This is a genomic window from Streptomyces sp. NPDC002446, from assembly GCF_053595675.1.
Genome location: NZ_JBSFYC010000045.1, coordinates 41,324 through 62,565 on the forward strand (window position 1 = coordinate 41,324; position 21,242 = coordinate 62,565).

At 73.1% G+C, this 21,242-nt stretch carries 18 protein-coding genes; 5 read left to right on the forward strand and 13 right to left on the reverse strand.

The genetic code is table 11. The features are described 5' to 3' along the window. Positions 1 to 77: 77 nt before the first annotated feature. Positions 78 to 1,229, reverse strand: a complete 1,152-nt coding sequence (locus ACWD6P_RS24025; RefSeq protein ID WP_451446209.1) for an SDR family oxidoreductase — start codon at positions 1,227 to 1,229, stop codon at positions 78 to 80. Positions 1,230 to 1,420: 191 nt separating this feature from the next. Between ACWD6P_RS24025 and ACWD6P_RS24030 the strand changes: the two genes are divergently transcribed. Both ACWD6P_RS24030 and ACWD6P_RS24035 read left to right on the forward strand, forming a co-directional pair. After that, positions 1,421 to 2,884 carry a zinc-dependent metalloprotease gene (locus ACWD6P_RS24030; RefSeq protein WP_451446210.1) on the forward strand — a complete coding sequence of 488 codons (1,464 nt, stop codon included), beginning with the start codon at positions 1,421 to 1,423 and terminating at the stop codon, positions 2,882 to 2,884. Next, positions 2,881 to 3,411, forward strand: a complete 531-nt coding sequence (locus ACWD6P_RS24035; RefSeq protein WP_451446211.1) for an NUDIX hydrolase — start codon at positions 2,881 to 2,883, stop codon at positions 3,409 to 3,411. Before ACWD6P_RS24030 ends, ACWD6P_RS24035 begins: the two co-directional genes overlap by 4 nt. Positions 3,412 to 3,475: 64 nt before the next feature. On the opposite strand, the gene ACWD6P_RS24040 is transcribed toward ACWD6P_RS24035, so the two are convergent. From ACWD6P_RS24040 to ACWD6P_RS24055, 4 genes are all read right to left on the reverse strand, one after another. Next, positions 3,476 to 4,234, reverse strand: coding sequence for an AIM24 family protein (locus ACWD6P_RS24040; protein WP_451446212.1), 759 nt, complete (start codon positions 4,232 to 4,234; stop codon positions 3,476 to 3,478). Between the two features lie 19 nt (positions 4,235 to 4,253). Next, positions 4,254 to 4,937 (reverse strand): AIM24 family protein, encoded by a 684-nt coding sequence (locus tag ACWD6P_RS24045; protein ID WP_451446213.1) that lies wholly within the window; start codon positions 4,935 to 4,937, stop codon positions 4,254 to 4,256. A gap of 15 nt (positions 4,938 to 4,952) precedes the next feature. After that, positions 4,953 to 6,671, reverse strand: coding sequence for a TerD family protein (locus ACWD6P_RS24050; protein ID WP_451446214.1), 1,719 nt, complete (start codon positions 6,669 to 6,671; stop codon positions 4,953 to 4,955). A gap of 109 nt (positions 6,672 to 6,780) precedes the next feature. After that, positions 6,781 to 7,410 carry a M48 metallopeptidase family protein gene (locus ACWD6P_RS24055; RefSeq protein ID WP_451446215.1) on the reverse strand — a complete coding sequence of 210 codons (630 nt, stop codon included), beginning with the start codon at positions 7,408 to 7,410 and terminating at the stop codon, positions 6,781 to 6,783. A gap of 192 nt (positions 7,411 to 7,602) precedes the next feature. Here ACWD6P_RS24055 and ACWD6P_RS24060 point away from each other — a divergent pair, with 192 nt between their 5' ends. Then, a complete protein-coding gene (locus ACWD6P_RS24060; protein ID WP_451446230.1) occupies positions 7,603 to 8,718 on the forward strand; it encodes a ThiF family adenylyltransferase in 1,116 nt (371 codons plus the stop codon). A gap of 56 nt (positions 8,719 to 8,774) precedes the next feature. Continuing rightward, positions 8,775 to 10,226, forward strand: coding sequence for an ABC1 kinase family protein (locus tag ACWD6P_RS24065; protein WP_451446216.1), 1,452 nt, complete (start codon positions 8,775 to 8,777; stop codon positions 10,224 to 10,226). Between the two features lie 16 nt (positions 10,227 to 10,242). On the opposite strand, the gene ACWD6P_RS24070 is transcribed toward ACWD6P_RS24065, so the two are convergent. The 5 genes from ACWD6P_RS24070 to ACWD6P_RS24090 all read right to left on the reverse strand — a co-directional run bounded on the left by ACWD6P_RS24070 (position 10,243) and on the right by ACWD6P_RS24090 (position 14,035). After that, complete coding sequence (locus ACWD6P_RS24070) at positions 10,243 to 10,443, reverse strand: hypothetical protein (RefSeq protein WP_451446217.1); 201 nt, start codon at positions 10,441 to 10,443, stop codon at positions 10,243 to 10,245. 102 nt (positions 10,444 to 10,545) lie between these two features. Continuing rightward, the gene (locus tag ACWD6P_RS24075) at positions 10,546 to 10,863 is read right to left on the reverse strand and encodes a hypothetical protein (protein WP_451446218.1); all 318 of its coding nucleotides are present in this window, start codon (positions 10,861 to 10,863) and stop codon (positions 10,546 to 10,548) included. Further along, entirely contained in the window at positions 10,860 to 11,213 is a 354-nt protein-coding gene (locus ACWD6P_RS24080; RefSeq protein WP_451446219.1) for a WhiB family transcriptional regulator, read from the reverse strand. The genes ACWD6P_RS24075 and ACWD6P_RS24080 overlap by 4 nt, the downstream gene beginning before the upstream one ends. A gap of 118 nt (positions 11,214 to 11,331) precedes the next feature. Further along, positions 11,332 to 11,661, reverse strand: a complete 330-nt coding sequence (locus ACWD6P_RS24085; RefSeq protein ID WP_451446220.1) for a hypothetical protein — start codon at positions 11,659 to 11,661, stop codon at positions 11,332 to 11,334. A 145-nt stretch (positions 11,662 to 11,806) separates the two neighbouring features. Then, positions 11,807 to 14,035: an ATP-dependent DNA helicase UvrD2 gene (locus tag ACWD6P_RS24090; protein ID WP_451446221.1), complete on the reverse strand. Its 2,229-nt coding sequence runs from the start codon at positions 14,033 to 14,035 to the stop codon at positions 11,807 to 11,809. Between the two features lie 242 nt (positions 14,036 to 14,277). Here ACWD6P_RS24090 and ACWD6P_RS24095 point away from each other — a divergent pair, with 242 nt between their 5' ends. After that, positions 14,278 to 14,523, forward strand: coding sequence for a mycoredoxin (locus ACWD6P_RS24095; RefSeq protein ID WP_393489069.1), 246 nt, complete (start codon positions 14,278 to 14,280; stop codon positions 14,521 to 14,523). A gap of 359 nt (positions 14,524 to 14,882) precedes the next feature. Here the strand turns inward: ACWD6P_RS24095 and nudC are convergent, their stop codons facing one another. The 3 genes from nudC to ACWD6P_RS24110 all read right to left on the reverse strand — a co-directional run bounded on the left by nudC (position 14,883) and on the right by ACWD6P_RS24110 (position 21,074). Next, positions 14,883 to 15,818, reverse strand: a complete 936-nt coding sequence (gene nudC, locus ACWD6P_RS24100; RefSeq protein ID WP_451446222.1) for an NAD(+) diphosphatase — start codon at positions 15,816 to 15,818, stop codon at positions 14,883 to 14,885. Positions 15,819 to 15,892: 74 nt separating this feature from the next. Beyond that, the gene (locus ACWD6P_RS24105) at positions 15,893 to 17,293 is read right to left on the reverse strand and encodes a dipeptidase (protein WP_451446223.1); all 1,401 of its coding nucleotides are present in this window, start codon (positions 17,291 to 17,293) and stop codon (positions 15,893 to 15,895) included. A gap of 10 nt (positions 17,294 to 17,303) precedes the next feature. Further along, on the reverse strand, positions 17,304 to 21,074 hold the full coding sequence (locus ACWD6P_RS24110; protein WP_451446224.1) for a UvrD-helicase domain-containing protein: 3,771 nt from the start codon (positions 21,072 to 21,074) through the stop codon (positions 17,304 to 17,306). Positions 21,075 to 21,242: the final 168 nt, after the last annotated feature.

The window sequence follows — 21,242 nt, forward strand, 5'->3', positions numbered from 1 at the left end:
CGCCGGGGAATGACCGTTTCTGCCGGTCGTCCCGGCCGCCGTATGGAGACTCCTCCAGCCCCGCGGGCCCGGTGCGCTCAGATGCGCCGGCGGGCCTTACGGGCGCGCCGCACCAGCGCGGCGGTGCCCAGGAGGGCGACGGTGGCGCCGGCGGCACCCGCGGCGGTGGCGTCCTTGCGGCCCAGCCTGCGGCCGGCGACGGTGTGCCGTCCGGCGACCTCCTCCAGGAGCTCGGCGAGCACCTCCTCGTTCGTCCACCGGGGCCGCCAGCCCGCGTCGTGCAGCCGGCTGCCGCTGACCACCCAGGGGTGCATCGTGTACGCGAGGTCGCCCGCGGGCGAGGGGGTCAGGCCGATGCGGTGCAGCCGGGCCGCGGCGCCCAGGGCCACCGAGGACGGCAGCTCCATCCGCCGGATACCGGACAGCTCCTCGACCTCCTCCTGCTCCAGCCAGCCGTCGCAGCCCACCGCCAGCTCGCCGTCCACCTTCTCCAGTGCCGCGTACTCCAGGGCGCTGACCAGGTCCTCGACGTGGCAGAACTGCCAGGCGGGACGGGATCCGGCGACGACCAGGAGGCGGGGCGACTCGAAGTAGCGGGTCAGCGCGGTGTCGGTGCCCCCCACCAGGACAGCGGGGCGCAGCACGGTGACGTTCAGGCCCGGGTGTGCGCGCGGCGCGCGGCGCGCCAGGTGCTCGATCTCCAGCAGGTCGCCGACGCCGGTGGCGTCCGCGGTGGCCCGCAGCTCGGCGTCCTCGGCCAGCGGCACGTCGTTGTCGGGCAGCGCCCCGTAGACCATGGCGGAGGTGCACAGCACCACCCGGTGGATGCCGGCGGCCGCGGCGGCGGTCAGCACGGTCTGGGTGCCGCGCACGTTGTAGGCGGTGCGCGCGGTGGCGTCGGTCTCCAGGTCGAGGTCGAGCGCCAGGTGGACGACGACGTCCGCGCCGCGCAGTTTGTCGGCGATCGCGGGGTCGCGTACGTCCAGGACGTGCCAGTGCGCCTCGGCGACGTCGCCGCGCCGCTCGTCGATCGCCACCACCGCCTTGACCTCGTCGGAGGCGACCAGGGCGCGGGTGAGCTGCGCGCCGACTCCGGACGCGGCTCCGGTGACGGCGACGACGGGCCGGCGCAGCGGCCGGTCGGGGGCGCCGCCCGCGGTGTCGCCTGCCTTCTCGGTCTGGGCCGCAGCGTTTCGCGCTGCGCGAACGGTCGGATCTGGGGAACTCACCGGGCGTCTCCAGCGGTTGTCTTCAGTGCGGACGCGTACTGACGCGTCCGCACCAGGTGGCTCCATCCTGCCGCAGCCACCGGGACAGCGAAGCACCGAGCCCCGATGCGGGCGGGGTGTCTACGCTGGAGGTGATGTCGGGCAGCCGCCGTCGGCCACCTGGTCGGCGGCCCTACGAGCCGAGGAAACCCGTGAGTGACACCCCATTTGGATTCGGCCTTCCGCCGGAGGAGCCGGAGGACGGCGACAACGGCAAGAAGAAGGGCGGCCAGGGAGGTAGCCAGGGCCCCGCGGACCCGTTCGGGTTCGGCGGCGGGAGCGGCGGCGCGGACAATCCGTTCGCGGCGCTCTTCGGCAGCATGGGCGGCCCGGGCGGCCAGATGAACCCTGGCGATCTGGGAGCCGCCTTCCAGAAGCTCGGCCAGATGCTCTCGTACGAGGGCGGCCCGGTGAACTGGGACATGGCCAAGGACATCGCGCGGCAGACCGTCGCGCAGGGCGCCGAGGACGGCAGCAAGGACGCGAGCCTGTCCCCGGGCGAGCGCTCCGCCGTGGAGGAGGCCGTCCGGCTGGCGGACCTGTGGCTGGACGGTGTGACGTCGCTGCCGTCGGGTTCCGGCTCGGTGGTGGCCTGGAGCCGCGCCGAGTGGGTCGAGGAGACCCTTCCGGTGTGGAAGGACCTGGTCAATCCGCTCGCCGAGCGCGTCGGGGCGGCCATGGGCGATGTGCTGCCCGGGGAGATGCAGGCCATGGCGGGCCCGCTGCTCGGGATGATGCGCTCCATGGGCGGCGCGATGTTCGGCACCCAGATCGGCCAGGCGCTGGGCGTGCTGGCCGGCGAGGTCGTCGGTTCGACGGACATCGGGCTGCCGCTGGGGCCGGCCGGCAAGGCCGCGCTGCTCCCGGGGAACATCGCCTCGTTCGGCGAGGGCCTGGGGGTGCCCGAGGGCGAGGTGCGCCTGTATCTGGCCCTGCGTGAGGCCGCCCACCAGCGGCTCTTCGCCCATGTGCCGTGGCTGCGCTCGCATCTGTTCGGTGCCGTCGAGGGCTATGCGCGCGGCATCAAGGTCGACACGACCAAGCTGGAGGACGTGGTCGGCCAGATCGATCCGCAGCACCCCGAGGAGCTGCAGAACGCCCTGCAGCAGGGCATGTTCCAGCCCGAGGACACCCCGGAGCAGAAGGCCGCGCTGGCCCGGCTGGAGACCGCGCTGGCGCTCGTCGAGGGCTGGGTGGACGCGGTGGTGCACGCCGCCGCCAAGCCGCATCTGCCGTCGTCGGACAAGCTGCGCGAGACGCTGCGGCGGCGGCGGGCGAGCGGCGGTCCCGCCGAGCAGACCTTCTCGACCCTGATCGGTCTCCAGCTGCGTCCGCGGCGGCTGCGGGACGCCTCGCGGCTGTGGGCGTCGCTCACCGACGCGCGGGGCCTGGACGGCCGCGACGGCCTGTGGGAGCACCCGGACATGCTGCCGACGGCGGCCGACCTGGACGACCCGGACGGCTTTGTCCACCACGAGCAGGCGGACTTCTCCGAGCTCGACAAGATGCTCGGCGAGGCCGCCCGCGGCGGCAGGCCGGATCTGGGCAAGCCCTCCCAGGAGGGCGACGGTCCCGATGCGGCACCGGGCGAGGGCAAGGGTGACGGCGACAAGTGAGTCTGCACGCGGATGCGGCGCGGGTGCTCAAGGAGTGGCCCGCGCCGTCGCCCGATCAGGAGCAGCTGCGGCTGACGTATCTGGATCATCTCGCCGCCCATCAGGACGGCATGTGGAAGCCCTGCAAGGACGGGCACCTCACGGCGAGCGCGCTGGTGATCGACCCGGCCGCCGGCCGGGTGCTGCTCACGCTGCACCGCAAGCTGGAGATGTGGCTGCAGATGGGCGGCCACTGCGAGCCCGAGGACGCCTCGCTGGCGGACGCGGCGCTGCGTGAGGCGCGCGAGGAGTCGGGGATCGCGCAGGGGCTGACGCTGCTGCCCGGCGGCCCGGTGCGGCTGGACCGCCATCACACGCCCTGTGCGGTGCATCTGGACGTCCAGTACGCGGCGCTGGCGCCCGAGGGCGCGCAGGCGGCGATCAGCGACGAGTCGCTGGACCTGCGGTGGTTCGCGTACGACGAGGTGCCCGGCGTCGCCGATGCCTCGGTGGCGCGCCTGGTGGAGCGCGCCCGCGCCCTCCTGTAGACGGCAACGACTCCTTGGGCGCCCGCCCTTTGCGGGGCGGGCGCCGAGGAGCGTCGGCGGCGGGTCAGTTGGTGAAGATGTTGCCCTGGTTCTGTCCCCGGGCGCCCTGCTGGCCCATGCCGAACTGGGCGGCCACCCCGGAGCCGATGACGGCGTTCTGCGGCGGCAGCAGTTCGCTGGGCTGGACCAGCGCATAGCCCTGGCCCAGGAAGCTGAGCTCCCAGCCCTCGCCCGTGTTGCCGCGCCGCCGCCACACGCCCGAGGAGTGGGTCTGCGCCTGCATCTGCACCCGCAGCGAGGCCGACCAGGCGACCACCGCGTCGGCGTCGGCGTTGACGTACTTGTCGGGCGTGACCTGCAGCATCAGCGGCTCGCCCGAGGTCATCAGGGCGACCTTGCCCTGCCCGGAGATGTTGAGCTGGTACTTGCCGGTGCCGGAGATGCCGTACTGGCTGTCGACGGAGACGACCTCCCAGTGGAGGCCGGAGTCCAGCGCCAGGACGTAGCTGCTGTCGACGGTCAGGCCGTCGTGGTCGACGTCGACGACGTGCACGTACTGGGCGAGGTTGGCCAGATAGACCGTGCCCTGCCCGGAGACGCGCATCAGGTCGAGGCCCTCGCCGGAGTGCGCGCGGGCACGGCGCTGCCCCGGCGTCTGGTAGTTGCCGTCGAATTCGAGCAGTCCCTGGTAGGCGACCATCGCCCCCTTACGGGCGAGGACGTCCTCGTGGCCCTGGAGGGCGACGCGCAGCAGCTGGCTGTTCTGCAGGGCGTAGCGGTCCTGGGTCTGTGCCTCGGTGAAGGCGAAAAGCGGACTCTGCATGGCGTGTTCGTCCTCCCCCTCAGCCCCGGGCCCGGAGCCGGTCGGTGCTGTCCTCGCTGGGCTGTACGACGACGAACCCCTGGCCGGAGAAGCCGAGTTGGTACGCCTCGCCGCTGCCGCGCCCGATCATCGAGGACGCCTTGAAGCTGCGCTTGCCCTTCATCTTCAGGTTGGTCGACCAGGCGACCAGGGCGTCCGGGTCCACATAGGTCTCGTCCTCGCCGCGGCCGCAGTCGACGACGACGGGCGTGCCACGGGAGGTCAGCGCGACCCAGCCGGTGCCGGAGATCCCGACGTTGAAGAGTCCCTGGCCGGCGAACTTCGCCATGCCCTTGACGCGCTGTACGCCCCACTGGAGGCTCGCGTCGAAGGCGAGGAGGTTGGTGCCGTTGACGGAGAGCGCGTCACCGTTGAGGTTGATGCAGACCACGTCGGCGCCGTAGTCGGCCAGGTAGAGCAGGCCGTCTCCGGAGCACTTCATCAGGGGCGCACCCTCGCCGGTCAGCCACTGGGAGGCCATCTGGCGGACGGCGGGCGGGTTCGGCTCGTACTGGACGAAGCCCTCGTAGGCGACCATCGAGCCGGTGCGCGCGAAGACGTCCTGGCCGCTCTGCATGGCGATCTTCACCATGGCGCTGCCGTGGTTCTCCATACGGGCGGCGGGCGGGGTCGGGACGTAGCCCGACATCTGCTGCTGGTTCATGAGTTACGGGCTCCCTCAGACCTCGTAGGGCTGGACGACGATGAAGTTGCCGGGCGCACCGCGGAACTGGAGGTTCACGGTCTCGCCGGAGTGGCCCGGATAGGCGTGCCGGCGCAGGCTCACCTGGCTGGAGATGATCACCTGCGAGGCGGCGGACCAGGCCACGATGGCGTTGGAGTCGGCGAAGGTGGTCGGGGTGACCGGCAGCACGACCGGCGTGCCGTGGGTCTTGACGACGAGGGTGCCGGTGCCCTGGAACTGCATGGTGAACAGGGCGCCACCGGGGATGCCGTGGCCCTCGATCCGGCGGACCTCGTGCTGCAGCGACTCGTCGAAGGCGAGGACGGCCTCAGCCGACACGCAGATGGCGTCGCCCTGCAGCTCGATGGGGTGGACATGGGCGCCGTTCTCCGCGAAGAAGACCTGGCCCGCTCCGGTGCAGCGCATCAGCTGCATCTCCTGGCCGGTGGCGTTGCCGACGATCCGGCCGCGGAAGCCGGCGCCCTTGTAACCGAAGTCGACCTTGCCCTGGTAGAGCACCATGCTGCCCTGGCGGGCGAGCACCGGCTGGCCGTCGACACCGAGGTCGACGCGGATCAGCTTGCCGTTCTGCGGGGTCCAGCGCTGGCCGGTGGGGGCTTCCTTGTACTTGTCGAGGACGACGCCGAGTCCGGGGCCGCCGCCCTGGGGGACGGCAGGAGCCTGGCCGCCGGGGTGCGGGGCGCCCGGGGGCTGCTGTCCCGGCTGGCCGTACGGCGCGGGCTGGGCCGGGAACTGGCCGGGCTGGCCGTACGGGGGTGCCTGCGGGGCCTGCTGGCCGGGGAATCCGCCGGGCGCGGGCTGCGGCTGGCCGTACGGGTCCTGACCGGGCATCGGCTGGCCGGGTGCCGGCTGGCCGTAGGGGGCCGGCGGCTGCTGTCCGGGAGGCGCCACCGGGCCGGGCGGCGGGGCGAGCGGCGCGGCGATGGTGGGCGCGCTGTGGACCTGCGGGGCGGTGGGCTGCGGGGGCTCGGGCGCCGGAGCGGGGGCCGGGGGCGCCGTCTGCGGCGAGCCCTGGGGCGGGCCGAATCCGGGCGCGGGCTGCGGCGGTACGGGAGCGGCGGCCGGGGCCCCGAAGGACGGCGCCGGGGCGGCCGGCCCGGACGGCGGAGCGAAGCCGGGCACTGCCTGCGCGGGCGCGGGCGGTTCGGGCTGCGCCTCGGCCTCCTCGGCGACCTCGCCGCCGAAGTTCTTCAGCAGGGCCTCCAGGCCGCCGTCGAAGCCCTGGCCGACCGCGGCGAACCGCCAGACGTCCTTGAGGTAGAAGTCACCGAGCATCACGGCGCGTTCGGTGCTGAACTCGCTGCCGGTGAAGGAGTAGCGGGCGACCTCTTCGCCGCCGGCCACGATCCGGATGTAGCCGGGGCCGATCTGCGAGACCTGGCCGGCGCCGTCGAGCGCGGCGGTGAAGGAGAGCTTCTGGATGTGCGGCGGGATCTTGTCGAGGGTGACCCGGAAGGACTCGCTGTCGCCGGCCTGCGCGCCGAGCAGCTGGATGGACTCCTCGGGCGACTTGGGCTGGTTGAAGAAGATGAAGTACCGGTCGTCGGAGAGCCGCTCGTCGGCGTCCAGACCGAAGCAGCTGATGTCGAAGGTGAGGCCGGGTCCGGCGATCTGCACGCCGACGTACAGATCCGTCCCCGCCGTCAGATCACCGATCTTGGCCTTGTGGCCCCGCTGGAATTCCCTGGCCATACGTAACGCCCGTCCCCCGCTCCCGCTGTGAGTTCGTCTGCGCGGCCAGGCTAACCGCTGGCACCGACAGCAAGCGATCCCGGGGCGCGGCGGATGTCGCGCGGCAGCGCTATTCGCTCCGGGCGGCGGGCAGGTGGGGCAGCCGGTCGGCCGCGACGACTCCTTCGAGATAGCCGCGGGCCCGTTCCGTACGGGGGTAGGACTCCAACAGGCGCCAGAAGCGGGGGCCGTGGCCGGGGACGAGCAGATGGGCGAGCTCGTGCAGCAGGACGTAGTCGATGACGTACTCCGGCATGCCCTGAAGGCGGTGCGAGAGACGGATGCTGCCCTCGGCCGGGGTGCACGATCCCCAGCGGGTGTTCTGGTTGGTGACCCAGCGCACCGACGCGGGCCGGGCCCGGCCGTCGAGGAACTGGTCCGACAGCCGCTCGGCGCGCTCGGCCAGCTCGCCGTCGCCGAGCATCCGCTTGCTTTCCTGGGCGGCGAGCTTGTCGAGCATGACGGTGACCCAGCGCTGCTCCTCGGCCTCGGACATACGGGCCGGAATCAGGACGACCGTGCGGTCCCCCTCGCGGTACGCGGAGACCGTTCTGCGCCGCCGTGAGCTGCGGCGCACCTCGACCGCGCTCGTCCCCGACCCCCCGCGGCCCTTCGGGCTCGGGGCAGCCCGGCGCGAAGTGTCTGCGGCGCGGCGCAGGGGTGTCTCCCCTGAGCCGTGAGCGGGAGGGTCGGCGGGCACGCGCCCGACGTTACCCGCTGGCCCTGCGGGAAGTCCCGCCCCGCGGACGGTTCGCCGCCGAACCACTCCATGGCGTGCACCGCTTGTACGACTAATACCGCACCGCCTGTGGATAACTTCGGACCCGATCCGCCGCAGGGCGCATGCTGAAGACCGGACCGACGAAGGACGGGGGCGGATGACATGCATCCGATGCTCAAGCCCGCGCTGCGGCGCGGATGGCGGGACAGGGAGACGGTGCGGTTCGGCGTGGCGCCGGCCCATGCGATGGTGGTCGGCCCGGTCGACACGGCGACCGGCAGCTTCCTCTCGCTGATCGACGGCACCCGCACCATGCAGCAACTCATCGCGGAGGCCGCGTTACTGGACCTGCCGCCCGAGCACGCGCGGGGAGTGGTGGACCGGCTCGGCGCGGCCGGGTTGCTGGAGGCGCCCACCGCGGGCGGCCCGGCGGCGGAGGCCGTACGGGCCGACCACCCGGCCTTCGAACAGCTGCGGCCCGACCTGGCCTCCCTGTCGGTGCAGTACCGGGAGCCGGCCGGCGCCCTGGGCCGGATGGGCGCGCGCCGGGCGGTCCGGGCCCGGGTCAAGGGAGCCGGCCGGGTGGGCGCGGCGATCGCTGCGCTGCTCTCGGCCTCCGGGATCGGCCGGGTGGAGGTGTTCGACGGCGGCAGGGTCACACCCGCGGACGTGACACCCGGCGGACTGCCGGCCGAACGGATCGGTGAGCAGCGCAAGGAGGCCGCCGAGCGGCTGGTCCAGCAGTCCTCCCCCTGGAGCCGCCGGCCCCGGCCGAGGGTGCCGGTCAGCGAGTCCGGCGAGCCCGGCCTGTCGCTCGTGGTGCTCGCCCCGCGTGACGGGCTCGCCGCGTACGCCCCCGACCCGGTGCTGTCCGAGCCGCTGCTCAGCGCCGGAATCCCGCATCTCTACGCGGGCGTGATCGAGGGCACGGGTGTGGTGGGTCCGCTGGTGCTGCCCGGTGGTTCGGCCTGCGCCGGCTGCGACGAGCTGCGCCGTACGGACGCGGAGCCGGCCTGGCCCCGGCTGCTGACGCAGTGGCGGTCGGGGCGCGCGGCACCCGCCGTGCCGGCCTGTGACGCGGCACTGGCGTCCGCGGTCGCCGGGCTCGCCGCCGTCCAGGCGCTGACGTTCCTCGACGGTGAACTGCCGCCGTGCACAGGGGCGCGGATGGAGCTCGCGCTGCCGTGTGCGAGCGTGCGCACGGTACGGATCGAGGCCCATCCGGAGTGCGGCTGCGGCGCCGCCGCTTCACTGTGTGGGGCAGGCGCCTCGGATCCTCGGCCGTGACACGCCACAATGACGGAGTAACCCCGGTTGGGGGACAGTGTGAGTTGGAGGGGCGCATGTCTGATCTTCCCCGCAAGGCGGTCACCCGCACCGCCAAGCTGGCCGCGCTGCCACTGGGGTTCGCCGGCCGTGCCACCTGGAGCCTGGGCAAGCGGATCGGCGGCAGATCCGCCGAGCTCGTCGGCCGGGAGCTCCAACAGCGCACCGCGGAACAGCTCTTCAAGGTCCTCGGCGAGCTGAAGGGCGGGGCGATGAAGTTCGGGCAGGCGCTGTCCGTCTTTGAGTCGGCGCTGCCCGAGGAGATCGCCGGACCCTACCGCGCCGCCCTGACTAAGCTTCAGGACGCCGCACCGCCGATGCCGACCAGCACCGTGCACTCCGTACTCGCGGAACGGCTCGGTGAGGACTGGCGGGAGCTGTTCGAGGAGTTCGAGGACAAGCCGGCCGCGGCCGCCTCGATCGGGCAGGTGCACCGGGCGGTCTGGCACGACGGCCGCGAGGTGGCCGTCAAGGTGCAGTATCCGGGCGCCGGTCAGGCTCTGCTGTCGGATCTGGCGCAGCTGAGCCGGTTCGCCCGGCTGCTGGGGCCGCTGATCCCCGGTATGGACATCAAGCCGCTGATCACCGAGCTGCGCGACCGGGTATCGGAGGAGCTGGACTACTCCCTGGAGGCGCAGGCCCAGCAGGCGCACGCCGAGGAGTTCGCCGACGACCCGGACGTGGTCGTGCCGGCCGTGGTGTACCAGTGCGACGAGGTGCTGGTGACGGAGTGGATGGACGGGGTGCCGCTGTCCGAGGTGATTGCGGACGGCACCGAGGAGCAGCGGGACCGGGCCGGTCAGCTCCTGGCCCGCTTTCTGTTCTCCGGCCCGGCCCGCACCGGCCTGCTGCACGCCGACCCGCATCCGGGCAACTTCCGGCTGCTGGCCGGGGACTCCCCGGACGGGCCCGCCGAGCAGTGGCGGCTGGGCGTACTGGACTTCGGCACCGTCGACCGGCTGCCCGACGGGCTGCCGCCGACGATCGGCAGCTCGCTGCGGATGACGCTGGACGGGGAGGCGGACGCGGTCTACCAGCAGCTGTGCGAGGAGGGCTTCGTCAAGGAGTCCGTCGAGCTGGATCCGGACGCGGTACTGGAGTATCTGCTGCCGATCATCGAGCCCGCTCAGGCCGATGAGTTCACCTTCACCCGCAGCTGGATGCGCCATCAGGCGGCCCGGATCGGCGATCCGCGCTCCCCCGCGTACCAGTTGGGCAAGCAGCTCAATCTGCCGCCCGCGTATCTGCTGATCCACCGTGTGACCTTGAGCACCATCGGGGTGCTGTGCCAGCTGGGGGCGACGGTGCGGCTGCGCGACGAGCTGGAGGCGTGGATGCCGGGCTTCGTGCCCGAGGAGGAGCCGGCGGCCTGGGACGTCACGGACCACGCCCCCGGCCTCGGCGCCTCGGGGAGCACCACGACCTCTGCGGACACCGGTGAGGAGGCGGTCGAGGAGAGCACGGCCTGAGCCCGGTGTCCGGGGCTCACCACCAGCTCGAGTCCAGGCGCCCCTCGATGGCCCGGATGTTCTCCCGGGCGCAGTTGTCGCAGAAGTAGCGGCGCTCGCCGTTCTCCACGGAGCAGGTCCAGGTCGGCGGTGTGCCCTCGGCGACCGCGCCGCAGCCGGCGCACACCGTGTTCCCGTCGGCCAACTCCGCCTGCTCATGCGTCTTCTGGTCCACCATCCGACGATATCCCCGTCAACCGCGCGAAGCCGGATACAACGCACCACGGGGCCCGTCCTGTCGGACGGACCCCGTGGTGGGCGGCGGTGTCAGGGCATCGCCTTACTGCATCACGGCCATGGCCAGCGCACGGCGGGCCCGGAGCGAGGCGCGCTCGGCGCGACGCTGCATCCGCCGCGCGGCGGCGAGCCGGTAAGCCCTGCGTTCGGACTCGGCCTCCCGCAGGCGTTCATGCATATGCGCACGTGCCAGGGCTTCTGGAATGAGTTGCATGGCGTGGTTCCTGTTCTGACGCGACTCGATCACGTCGGCGTTCGCGGGGACGGGGGTGTCGGTGAAGGTGGGGTTCATCGTGGGGTCCTGCTTCTTGGGATCCCGTGTGACGGGACGGTCGATCGTTCCTGTGCCTGTGGTGTTCATGCCGCAACCGGGTTCTTGCGCGGACGGCCACGCGGACGCTTGCGGGGCACCACGACGCCCTGGACGAAGAGTTCGCCGCCCCAGACGCCCCAGGGCTCACGGCGGTCCTTGGCGCCGGCGAGGCAGGCCTCACGGACCGGACAGCTCTGGCACAGCGTCTTGGCGTACTCCACGTCGGCCGGGGACTCGGCGAAGAAGACCTCGGGGTCGTAGGTGCGGCACGGGACGGCAGCGCCGAGGCGGTCGATCTCGTCGTCGAGCTCGGTGAGGGGCAGCAAGGAGGTCTCCTGGGGGTCGGGCGGAGGGATCAGGTCGGTGGCTACGGACGGGGTGTGCGTCTGCAGTTGCACGGTGTGTGTTCCTCGTCTGTTGTGGCCCGGCTTGTGGCGGGCGCTTGGAGCAAACAAAAGGGCCGCGGATCCCGGTGTGGGTTCCGCGGCCCTGGAAGGTGCCGACCTGATCTGCCGATCAGGCTGGATCTCTCCAGGGTTCGAGGCCGCGGTAGGCCCACATTTCATGCTTCGTCTGGTACTGCTTCCGGGATTCGGCACCATTGGCCGCCGCCGCGAAGGCAAAGGCATTCGCCTCGGCCGCCACTGCTACTGCCGCAGGTGCCTCGGTCGGTCGCGCGGTGCGCTCACTGGGCGTCAGCACAGCGAGGGACTCGGGGCGCGCGACCTCGATACCGGACAGACGGCCGAAGCCGGACAGACCGGTGCCAGGAAGCGAAGAGCCGAGCGTGCAGGCGGCGACGACCGAGAGATCGGTCATTTTGTTGGTCTCGATGAAGCTGATCACTGGGCTCGCCTCCTCTCGGCGTCTCGGTGGAACGGGAGATCCCGTTCCAGGGTGTTCAAGTACAGCACGGATCCATCGGATCCCGGAAGGTTCCGTTGTTTCCGTCGCTCCCGCAGGCTATGGGGATGCGCTCCGCGTGCGCAAACTATTTTTCCGACGAGTTTTCCAAGGTGCCCTCGGACGGGTCTCCCAAGGCTCCCATGAGCTCCTCGCCGGCGCAGATAGCCAGCACATCGCTGCCGTAGCGGTCGAACTTGCGCCGCCCCACTCCTGAGATGACCGCAAGCTCCGATTCGGTTCCCGGAACGGCCTCCGCGATCGCCATCAGTGTCTTGTCGGTGAAGACGCAGTAGGCCGGCTGCCGTGTACGGGCGGCCTGCTCGGCCCGCCACTCGCACAGCCGCTCGTACAGCGCCTCGTCGAGTTCCGAGGGGCAGTCCTCACAGCGCATCAGCTTCATCGCGCCGGCGTCCGTCAGCGTTCTGTTGCAGACCCGGCAGCGGGCAGGGCTGCGGTGCCCGGAGCGCCTGCGCACCGGGGCCGCACCGTCGCCGCGCTCGACGCTGCCGGGGACCGCGCCCGGCGTACGGCGTCCCGCCGGTGCCCCGGAGCCGGGGCGCAGGCCCCGCAGGAAGCGGCTGGCACTGCGGGAGGCCCGACCGCCGGGAGAGCGCGACAGCGACCAGGACAGGCCCAGATGCCGCCGGGCACGGGTCACGCCGACGTACAGCAGCCGGCGCTCCTCCTCGATCTGCTCATCGGTCCTGGCGTAGGTGATCGGCATCATGCCCTCGGTGAGGCCCACCAGGAAGACGGCGTCCCACTCCAGGCCCTTAGCGGCGTGCAGGGAGGCGAGCGTCACCCCCTGCACCGTCGGGGCGTGCTGGGCACTGGCCCGCTCGTCCAGCTCGGCGACCAGGTCGGCGAGGGAGGCCCCGGGCCGGGCCGCGGCGAAGTCCTCGGCGAGCCGCACGAGAGCCGCCAGGGACTCCCAGCGGTCCCGCACCGCCCCCGAGCCGGCCGGCGGCTCACCGGTCCAGCCCATGTCGCTGAGCACCGCCCGGACCTCGGACGGCAGGTCCACGGCGTCGTCCAGCAGCGTGTCGTTGGCCCCGAAGCGGGCGGCGCCGCGCAGCTTGACGCCGGCCTCGCGCACCTCGGGCCGCTCGAAGAACCGCTCCGCGCCCCGCAGCTGATACGGCACACCGGCATCGGCGAGCGCCTGCTCATAGACCTCGGACTGGGCGTTGACGCGGAAGAGCACCGCTATCTCGCCGGCGGGCACGCCGGACGCGATCAGGTCCCGGATGCGGCGGGCGGTGCCCTCCGCCTCGGCGGGCTCGTCGGCGTACTCCGTGTACACCGGCTCGGGCCCGGCCGCGCGCTGCGAGACCAGCTCCAGGCGGTGCTCGGCGGCGCGGCCCTTGGCCTGGGAGAGCAGACCGTTGGCGAGGTGCACCACCTGCGGGGTGGAGCGGTAGTCGCGGACGAGTCTGACGACCGTGGCGTGGGGATGGCGGGTGCGGAAGTCGAGGAGGTGGTCGGGGGTGGCGCCGGTGAAGCTGTAGATCGTCTGGCTGGCGTCGCCGACCACGCAGAGGCTGTCGCGGTCCCCCAGCCACAGCTCCAGCAGCCGCTGCTGGAGCGGGCTGACGTCCTGGTACTCGTCGACGACGAAGTGCTGGTACTGGGCGCGGACCTGTTCGGCGATGTCGTGCCGGTCCTGCAGCACGCCGACGGTGAGCAGCAGCACGTCCTCGAAGTCGATCGTGCCGCGGTCGCGCTTGAGCTGCTCGTACGTGCCGTAGATCTGCCCGATCTCGGCCGAGTCCCGGGGCGCCTCGCGGGCGGCCTTGGCGATCGCGGCCGGGTAGTCGGCCGGCACGGTCTGGGTGACCTTGGACCATTCGATCTCGGCGGTGACATCGCGCAGCTCGCTGCGGTCGAGCCGGATGCGGCAGCGGGCGGCGGCCTCGGACACCAGCTGGACCTTGCGCTCCAGCAGCCGCGGGATCTCGCCGCCGACGGCCTTCGGCCAGAAGAACTGGAGCTGGCGCAGGGCAGCGGAGTGGAACGTCCTGGCCTGGACCCCGCCGGCGCCGAGCTGACGCAGCCGGCCGCGCATCTCGCCTGCCGCGCGGGCCGTGAACGTGACCGCGAGCACACTCGCGGGCTGCAGGATCCCGGCCCGCACCCCGTACGCGATCCGGTGGGTGATCGCCCGCGTCTTGCCCGTGCCCGCACCGGCGAGCACACACACCGGACCGTGCAGCGCCGTCGCGACCTCGCGCTGCTCGGGGTCGAGCCCGTCGAGCACCCCGTCGGCCGTGTCGGGCACCCGCGGGAAGAGGGAGGAGTCCGTTGCTGCTGTCACCCCGCCATGCTGCCAGGTCCGCGGGGGCGCCCGGGAAGTCTGTCCACAGCCGCCGGGTCCCGGTCGTACGAGGCGCGGCCGCTGTGGACGGCCGGCGACGTGCGCCGGCGGAATGCCGGAGACTGTGGGTCAGGCGGGCGTTCCGGGAAGCCGGGAATTGCCCGGGCCCGACGTGCGTTGTGCTGCTTGGCCGCGCCGAGTGGGCGGTACGGATTCACTACTGACGAAGGAGCGCGGGGCGCATGGCGGGCACTGTGACGATGTACAGCACGACCTGGTGCGGTTACTGCCGTCGGCTGAAGAGCCAGATGGACCGTGAGGGAATCGCCTACACCGAGATCAACATCGAGCAGGACCCGGAGTCCGCGGCGTTCGTGGAGAAGGCCAACGGCGGCAACCAGACGGTGCCGACCGTGCTCTTCGCCGACGGTTCGACGCTGACCAACCCGTCCCTGGCACAGGTCAAGCAGAAGGTGGGCGCGGCCTGAGCGCGGGAGGCGGGCGCCGCTGAGGGGCGGCCTGCCGCACCCGGTGTGAGCGCCGCCACGGTGTGAGCGCCGTCGCGGAGTGAGCGCCACCCCGGTGTGAGCGCCGTCGCGGAGTGAGCATCGTCGCGGAGTGAGTTCGGTCATAGGGCCGCGCTCGGTCCCAGGACCGCCGGTCGGACGCGCTGCGGCCGCCAGCCGGACGGTGCGGCCGTCAGCCGGACGGTGCGGCCGTCAGCCGGACGGTGCGGCCGCCGGACGGACGCTGCGACCGCCGGCCGGACCCGCTGCGACCGCCAGCCGGACGCCGCGGCCGCCAGCCGGACCCGGTGCGGGGTCCGGGGTCCGGCCGGCGGTGTCGCTCACGGCTTGGGGAGTGGTTTGCCGTACCAGAGCTCGATCAGGCGGGCGGCGATGGAGATGCCGTACGGGGGCAGGACCTCGCCGGATTCGAAGGCGGCGCGCAGGTCCTCGCGGGAGAACCAGCGGGCCTCCTCGATCTCCTCGCCGTCGACCTGGATCTCGGAGGACGTGGCGCGGGCCATGAAGCCGAGCATCAGGCTGGAGGGGAAGGGCCAGGGCTGGCTGGCGACGTACTCGACGTCGCCGACGACGACGCCCGCCTCCTCGAAGACCTCGCGGGCCACGGACTGCTCGATGGACTCGCCCGGCTCGACGAAGCCCGCGAGGGTGGAGAAGCGTCCTTCGGGCCAGTGCACCTGGCGGCCCAGGAGCGCGCGGTCCTCCTCGTCGGTGACGAGCATGATCACGGCCGGGTCGGTGCGCGGGTAGTGCTCGGCGCCGCAGGCCGGGCAGCGGCGGATGTGGCCCGCGGCCGCGATCACGGTGCGCTCGCCGCAGCGTGAGCAGAAGCGGTGCAGGCGCTGCCAGTTCTCCAGCGCGACGGCGTGGACGAGCAGGCCGGCGTCGCGCGGGGACAGCAGCAGCCCGGCCTCGCGCAGGCCCGCCGGCCGCGCCGACTGGTCCATCCGGCCGGGCAGCGAGTCCTTCTGGAGGGCGAAGTAGCTGACGCCCTCGTCGTCGGTGCCGAGGTAGTAGCGGTGTGCCTCGGTCAGCGGCGCCTCGAAGGACGGCGTCATGATCAGTTCGGTACGGCCGTCGGGGGTGTCGTCGATCAGTGCCTGACCTCCGGACACCACGAAGACGCGGGTCGTCGGGTGGCTCCAGGCCGCCGCCAGCCACGCCTCGTCCAGACGGTGATGGGCGGAGCGGTCGATCCCGCTCGGCGCGCTGAAGGTGAGCGGCCGGTCGGCGCTTTGGTCGGTCCAGGTGGTCACTGCTGTTTCCAACTCCCCCTGTGGCGTGGGTGATTGCTGCGTACGGGCGCGGAGCGGTGCGGCGGTGCGCGCGGTCAAGCCGTGCGCCAGGTCTCCGCCAGGTCGCCCCACAGGTGGGCGGCGGTCTCGACGCCCTTCATCAGCAGGTCGAGCTCGACCTTTTCGTTCGGTGCGTGCCAGCCGTCGGAGGGGACGGAGATGCCGAGGAAGAGGACCGGGACGCCGAGGGCGTCCTGGAGGTCGGCGGCCGGTCCGGAGCCGCCCTCGCGGGTGAAGCGGATCTTCTGGCCGAAGGCCCGCCCCATGGCGCGGACGACGGACTGGAGCGCGGGGTGGTCGAGGGGGGTGAGGCAGGGCCGGGTGGCGCCCCAGAACGTGATCTCGTGGCGGATGCCGGCCGGGAGGCGGGCTGCGACCCAGTCGCGTACGGACCGCTGGACGGCGGCCGCGTCCTGGCCGGCGACGAGCCGGAAGGAGAGCTTCAGCTGGGCGGCGGACGGGACGATGGTCTTGCCGCCGGGACCCTGGTAGCCGCCGCCGATGCCGTTGACCTCGGCGGTCGGGCGGGCCCAGATGCGCTCCAGGGTCGTGCTGCCGGCCTCGCCGAGGGTGGCGTGGGAGTGCGCGGTGCGCAGCCACTCCGCCTCGTCGAAGGGCAGCTCGGCGAAGAGCTCGCGCTCGCGGTCGGTGAGCTCGATCACGCCGTCGTAGAACCCGGGGATCGCGACGCGGCGGTCGCCGTCGTGCAGCGCGGCGGCCAGCCGGGCGGCCTCGGTGGCCGGGTTGGGCACGGCGCCGCCGAACGAGCCGGAGTGGATGTCCTGGTCCGGCCCGTAGAGATCGATCTGACAGTCCGTCAGACCGCGCATGCCGGTGCAGACCGTAGGGGTGTCCCTGGACCACATGCCGGTGTCGGAGACGATCACGGCGTCGCAGGCGAGGCGTTCGGCGTGCTTGGCGATCAGGGCAGGGAAGTTCGGCGAGCCGGACTCCTCCTCACCCTCGACGAGCAGCTTGAGGTTGACGGCGGGGGCGGTGCGGCCGGTGGCCGCGAGGTGCGCGCGCACGCCCAGGGTGTGGAAGAACACCTGGCCCTTGTCGTCGGCGGCCCCGCGGGCGTAGAGCTTGCCGTCGATGATCTCCGGCGCGAACGGGTCGGTGTGCCAGCCGTCCTCGCGGGCGGCGGGCTGCACGTCGTGGTGGCCGTAGACGAGCACGGTCGGCGCGGCGGGGTCCTCGGAGGGCCATTCGGCGAACACCGCCGGCAGGCCGTCGGTCTCCCAGATCTCGGCGACCGGGAAGCCGGTGGCGGTGAGCTTCGCGGCGAGCCATTCGGCGCTGCGGCGCACCTCGCCGGCGCGCTCCGGGTCGGCGGACACGGAGGGGATGCGCAGCCAGTCGGCGAGGTCGTCGAGGAAGGCTTCGCGGTGGCCGGTGATGTACGCGCGGACGGCGCTGTCCGGGGTTGTGCTCATACGGCCGAGCCTATCGGCCTTCCGGGGGAGGGCGGTCGGCGGTCTCGCCGAGCAGGATGCGCTCCAGCCCGGCCCGCCCTGGCAGCCGGGCGGGTCTGACCAGCTCTCCGGTGCGGACGTAGAGGAAGGCGGCGCCGACGGCGGACGGCGGCAGGCCGTAGCGCTCGGCCCAGGCGAGGCGGTAGACGGCCAGCTGGAGGGGGTCGGCCGTCCGGTCGCGGCCGGTCTTCCAGTCGATGATCTCGAAGCGGTCGCCGTCGGGGCCGGACTCCTTGTAGACCGCGTCGATGCGGCCGCGGATCACCCGCCCGGCGAGCGTCAGATGGAAGGGGGCCTCGACCCGGAACGGCGTGCGGTGGGCGTACGGGGTGCGGGCGAAGGCCTCCTTGAGGGCTTCGAGGTCGTGCTCGTCGGCGATCTTGGACTCCTCGCCCTCTTCGGCGCCGGGGAGTTCGTCGGGGCCGAGCAGGGGCAGCGTCAGCTCCTCGAAGCGGGATTCGACCCAGGCGTGGAAGCGGGTGCCGCGGCGGGCGCCGGGCTGGGGCGGGCGCGGCATGGGGCGGGCCAGCTCGCGGGCGAAGCCGTCCGGGTCGGCGGCGAGGCGGAGCAGCTGGGTGGCGCTGAGCGCGGCGGGCAGCGGGACCTCGCGGACGCTCGCGCGGGAGCGGCGCAGCTCGGCGGTGAGCGCGTCGAGATCGCGGTCCCAGGAGGCGACGAGGCGGCGCTCCTCGGGGAGCAGCCCGTGCGAGGAGCTTCCGGCGGGGCCGGGCGCGGGGGCGGGCCCGGGGCCGCCCGGCCCGGCGACATCGGGCCCGGCGACATCGGGCCCGGCGGGATCGGACCCGGCGGAATCGGGCGCGATGGGACCGGACGCAGTGGGACCGGACCCGGCGGTATCGGGCACGGTGAGGTCGGGCTCCGTGGAGCGCTGGGCGATGATGCGGGGGCGGCGGTCCGGGGCCGGCTCGGCACCGGGGGCGGCGGTGGCGGCGTACGGCGCCGTCCCGTCGAACGGGTCGGCGTCAGGGGCCTCGTCGAACCGTTCGGCGTCGGGGATCTCGCCGTACGGGTCGGCGACGGGAGCCTCGGCGTACGGCCAGGGCTCGTCGAACGGGTCGGCCTCGGGGATGCCGAACGGGTCGGCCTCCGAGGGGGCGTACGGATCGCCGGTGCCCTCCCACTCGTCGTCCGGCGGTGGCGGCGGCCACTCCGGGTCGGGCGAGGACGGCGGCGCGGGGGCGGGCGCCTCCGGGCCCGTACGGCGTGCCAGATGGGCGCGGACCGTCTCGGCGGCGGCGCGGCGGCGGGCCGTGGCGGTGGGGTCGAGGGGCAGCGGCCAGGCCTGTTCCATGGCGGCCTCGGCGAGGGCCGGGTTCTCGGCGCCGTCCTCGGGGGGCTCGGCCCAGAACTCGATCTCGCCGTGTCCCGCTTCGCAGTGCGTGCGCAACGCCTCCAGGAAGGCGGACGGGCCGCGGGGGCGCTTCTGCTGGGGGCCCCACCAGTGGCCGGAGCCGAGCAGCAGCGAACGGGGGCGGGTGAAGGTGACATAGCCCAGGCGGAGCTCCTCGGTCTCCTGGTGGTGCTTCATCGCCTCCTTGAAGTCCTTCAGGCCGCGGGCGGCCCACTCCTCGACGTCGGGGAGGGTGGCCGCGTCGCCGCGCAGGGCGTGCGGCAGGACCTTGGCGCGGCTGGTCCAGGACTCGCGGGCCTGTTCGCTGGGGAACTGCTTGCCGACCAGGCCGGGGACGGCGACCACGTCCCACTCCAGCCCCTTCGACTTGTGGGCGGTGAGCACCTTGACGGTGTTCTCGCCTCCGGGGAGGGAGCCGTCCAGGCCCTTCTCGTATTGGACGGCCGTGCGCAGGAAGCCGAGGAAGGCGAGGAGGGTGGCCTCGCCGTCGAGGGATTCGCCGCCCTGTTTGGCGGCGAAGCCGGCGGCGATGTCGAGGAAGGTGCCGAGCGTTTCGCGGCGGCGGGCGGCGAGGGCATGGGGCGACGCGGAGAGCTCGACCTCCAGGCCGGTGGTGGCGAGGACCCGGTGGAGTACGTCCATGAGCGGATCGCCCAGGGAGCGCCGCAGATCGCGCAGCTCGGTGGCGAGGTAGGCGAAGCGCACCCGGGCCTCGGCGGAGAACGGAAGCCCGTCGTCGGGCCCTTCGGCCTCCAGGAAGGTGTCGAGGGCGTCGGCGAGCGACAGGGTCTCGGCCGGGTCGACGCCCTCGACGGCCTCGGCGAGGCGCTGGTCGGGGTCGTCGGAAGGACCGCCGTGCTGGACCAGCATGCGGGCGCGGCGGCCGAGCAGGGCCAGGTCGCGGGGGCCGATGCGCCAGCGCGGGCCGATCAGCAGACGGACCAGGGCGGCGTTGGCGGTGGGGTCCTGGAGGACTTCGCAGACGGCGACGAGGTCGGCGATCTCGGGCAGATGCAGCAGCCCGGAGAGGCCGACGACCTCCACGGGGATGTCCCGGGCGACCAGTTCGCCCTGGATCCGGGCGAAATCGCCGGCCGTGCGGCACAGTACGGCGATCTCGCCGGGCGGGGTGCCGGTGTGGACGAGATGGGCGAGGGAGTCGGCGAGCCAGCCGATCTCCTCGGCATGGGTGGGCAGCAGGGCGCAGCGCACGACGCCGTCGCGCTCGGCGCCGGGGGCGGGGCGCAGCGCCTCGACGCCCTCGTGCATCCCGCGCAGGGGCGCGGCGAGGCCGTTGGCGAGGGCGAGGAGGCGGCCGCCGCTGCGGCGGTTCTCGCTGAGGGCGTACCGGCGCGCGGGCGTGCCGTCCGCGAAGGGGAAGTGGGCGGGGAAGTCGTCCAGGTTGGCGACGGAGGCGCCGCGCCAGCCGTAGATGGCCTGGCAGGGGTCGCCGACGGCGGTCACGGCGTGGCCGGTGCCGGAGCCGAAGAGGCCGGACAGCAGCAGCCGCTGGGCGACGGAGGTGTCCTGGTACTCGTCGAGCAGGACGACCCGGAACTCGTCGCGCAGGATCCGGCCCACCTCGGGGCGGGTGGTGGCGAGGGTCGCCGAATGGGCGATCTGGTCACCGAAGTCGAGCAGATCGCGTCGGCGCTTCTCGCTCCGGTAGGCGCCGACGAGGTCGAGGAGCTCCAGGCGGCCGCGGGCGGTCTCGGGGACCTTGCGCAGGTCGGCGTTGGTGAGCTTCACCCCGTCGAGGGCGGCGAGCAGGCCGGTGTCGTACGCGCGGAGCTCGGCGGGGTCCACGAGGTGCTCGGCGAGCTCGGCGTCCAGGGCGAGGAGGTCCTCCACGAGGGAGGGCAGCGAGGTCGTGAGCGACGGATAGGGGCCGGGGGCGCTGCGCAGGGTGCGGGCGGCGAGCTGGAAGCGGGTGGCGTCGGCGAGCAGCCGGGCGCTGGGCTCCAGGCCGATGCGCAGGCCGTGGTCCTTGAGGAGCTGGCCGGCGAAGGCGTGGTACGTGGAGATCCGGGGCTCGCCGGGGGGCTGGTCGGCCGGGGTGCCGTCGCCGGCCGGCGGCAGCGCGTCCGGGTCGGTGACGCCGGCGGCCAGCAGCGCGGCCCGCACCCGCTCGGCGAGCTCGCCGGCCGCCTTGTTGGTGAACGTCAGCCCGAGGACCTGCTCGGGGGCGACCTGGCCGGTGCCCACCAGCCACACCACGCGCGCGGCCATGACCGTGGTCTTGCCGGAACCGGCGCCGGCCACGATGACCTGCGGGGCGGGCGGGGCGGTGATGCACGCCGTCTGCTCCGGGGTGAACGGGATCCCGAGGAGCTCCTTGAGCTGCTCGGGGTGGGTGATGCGGGCTGACACGACTAGAACGGTAGCCGGTCCGCTGCGCTTGGCCTGCCGCGCACGTTTTTGGCTGTCCCGCCGTGGGGGTTGTTCGCCGTTGCGCCTGCGGCGGGCGTTGCCGCTGCGCGGGGCTGTTCGGCTGCCGGTGACGGTCCTCCGGGGCCTGGTGTGTGGACTGCTTCGCTT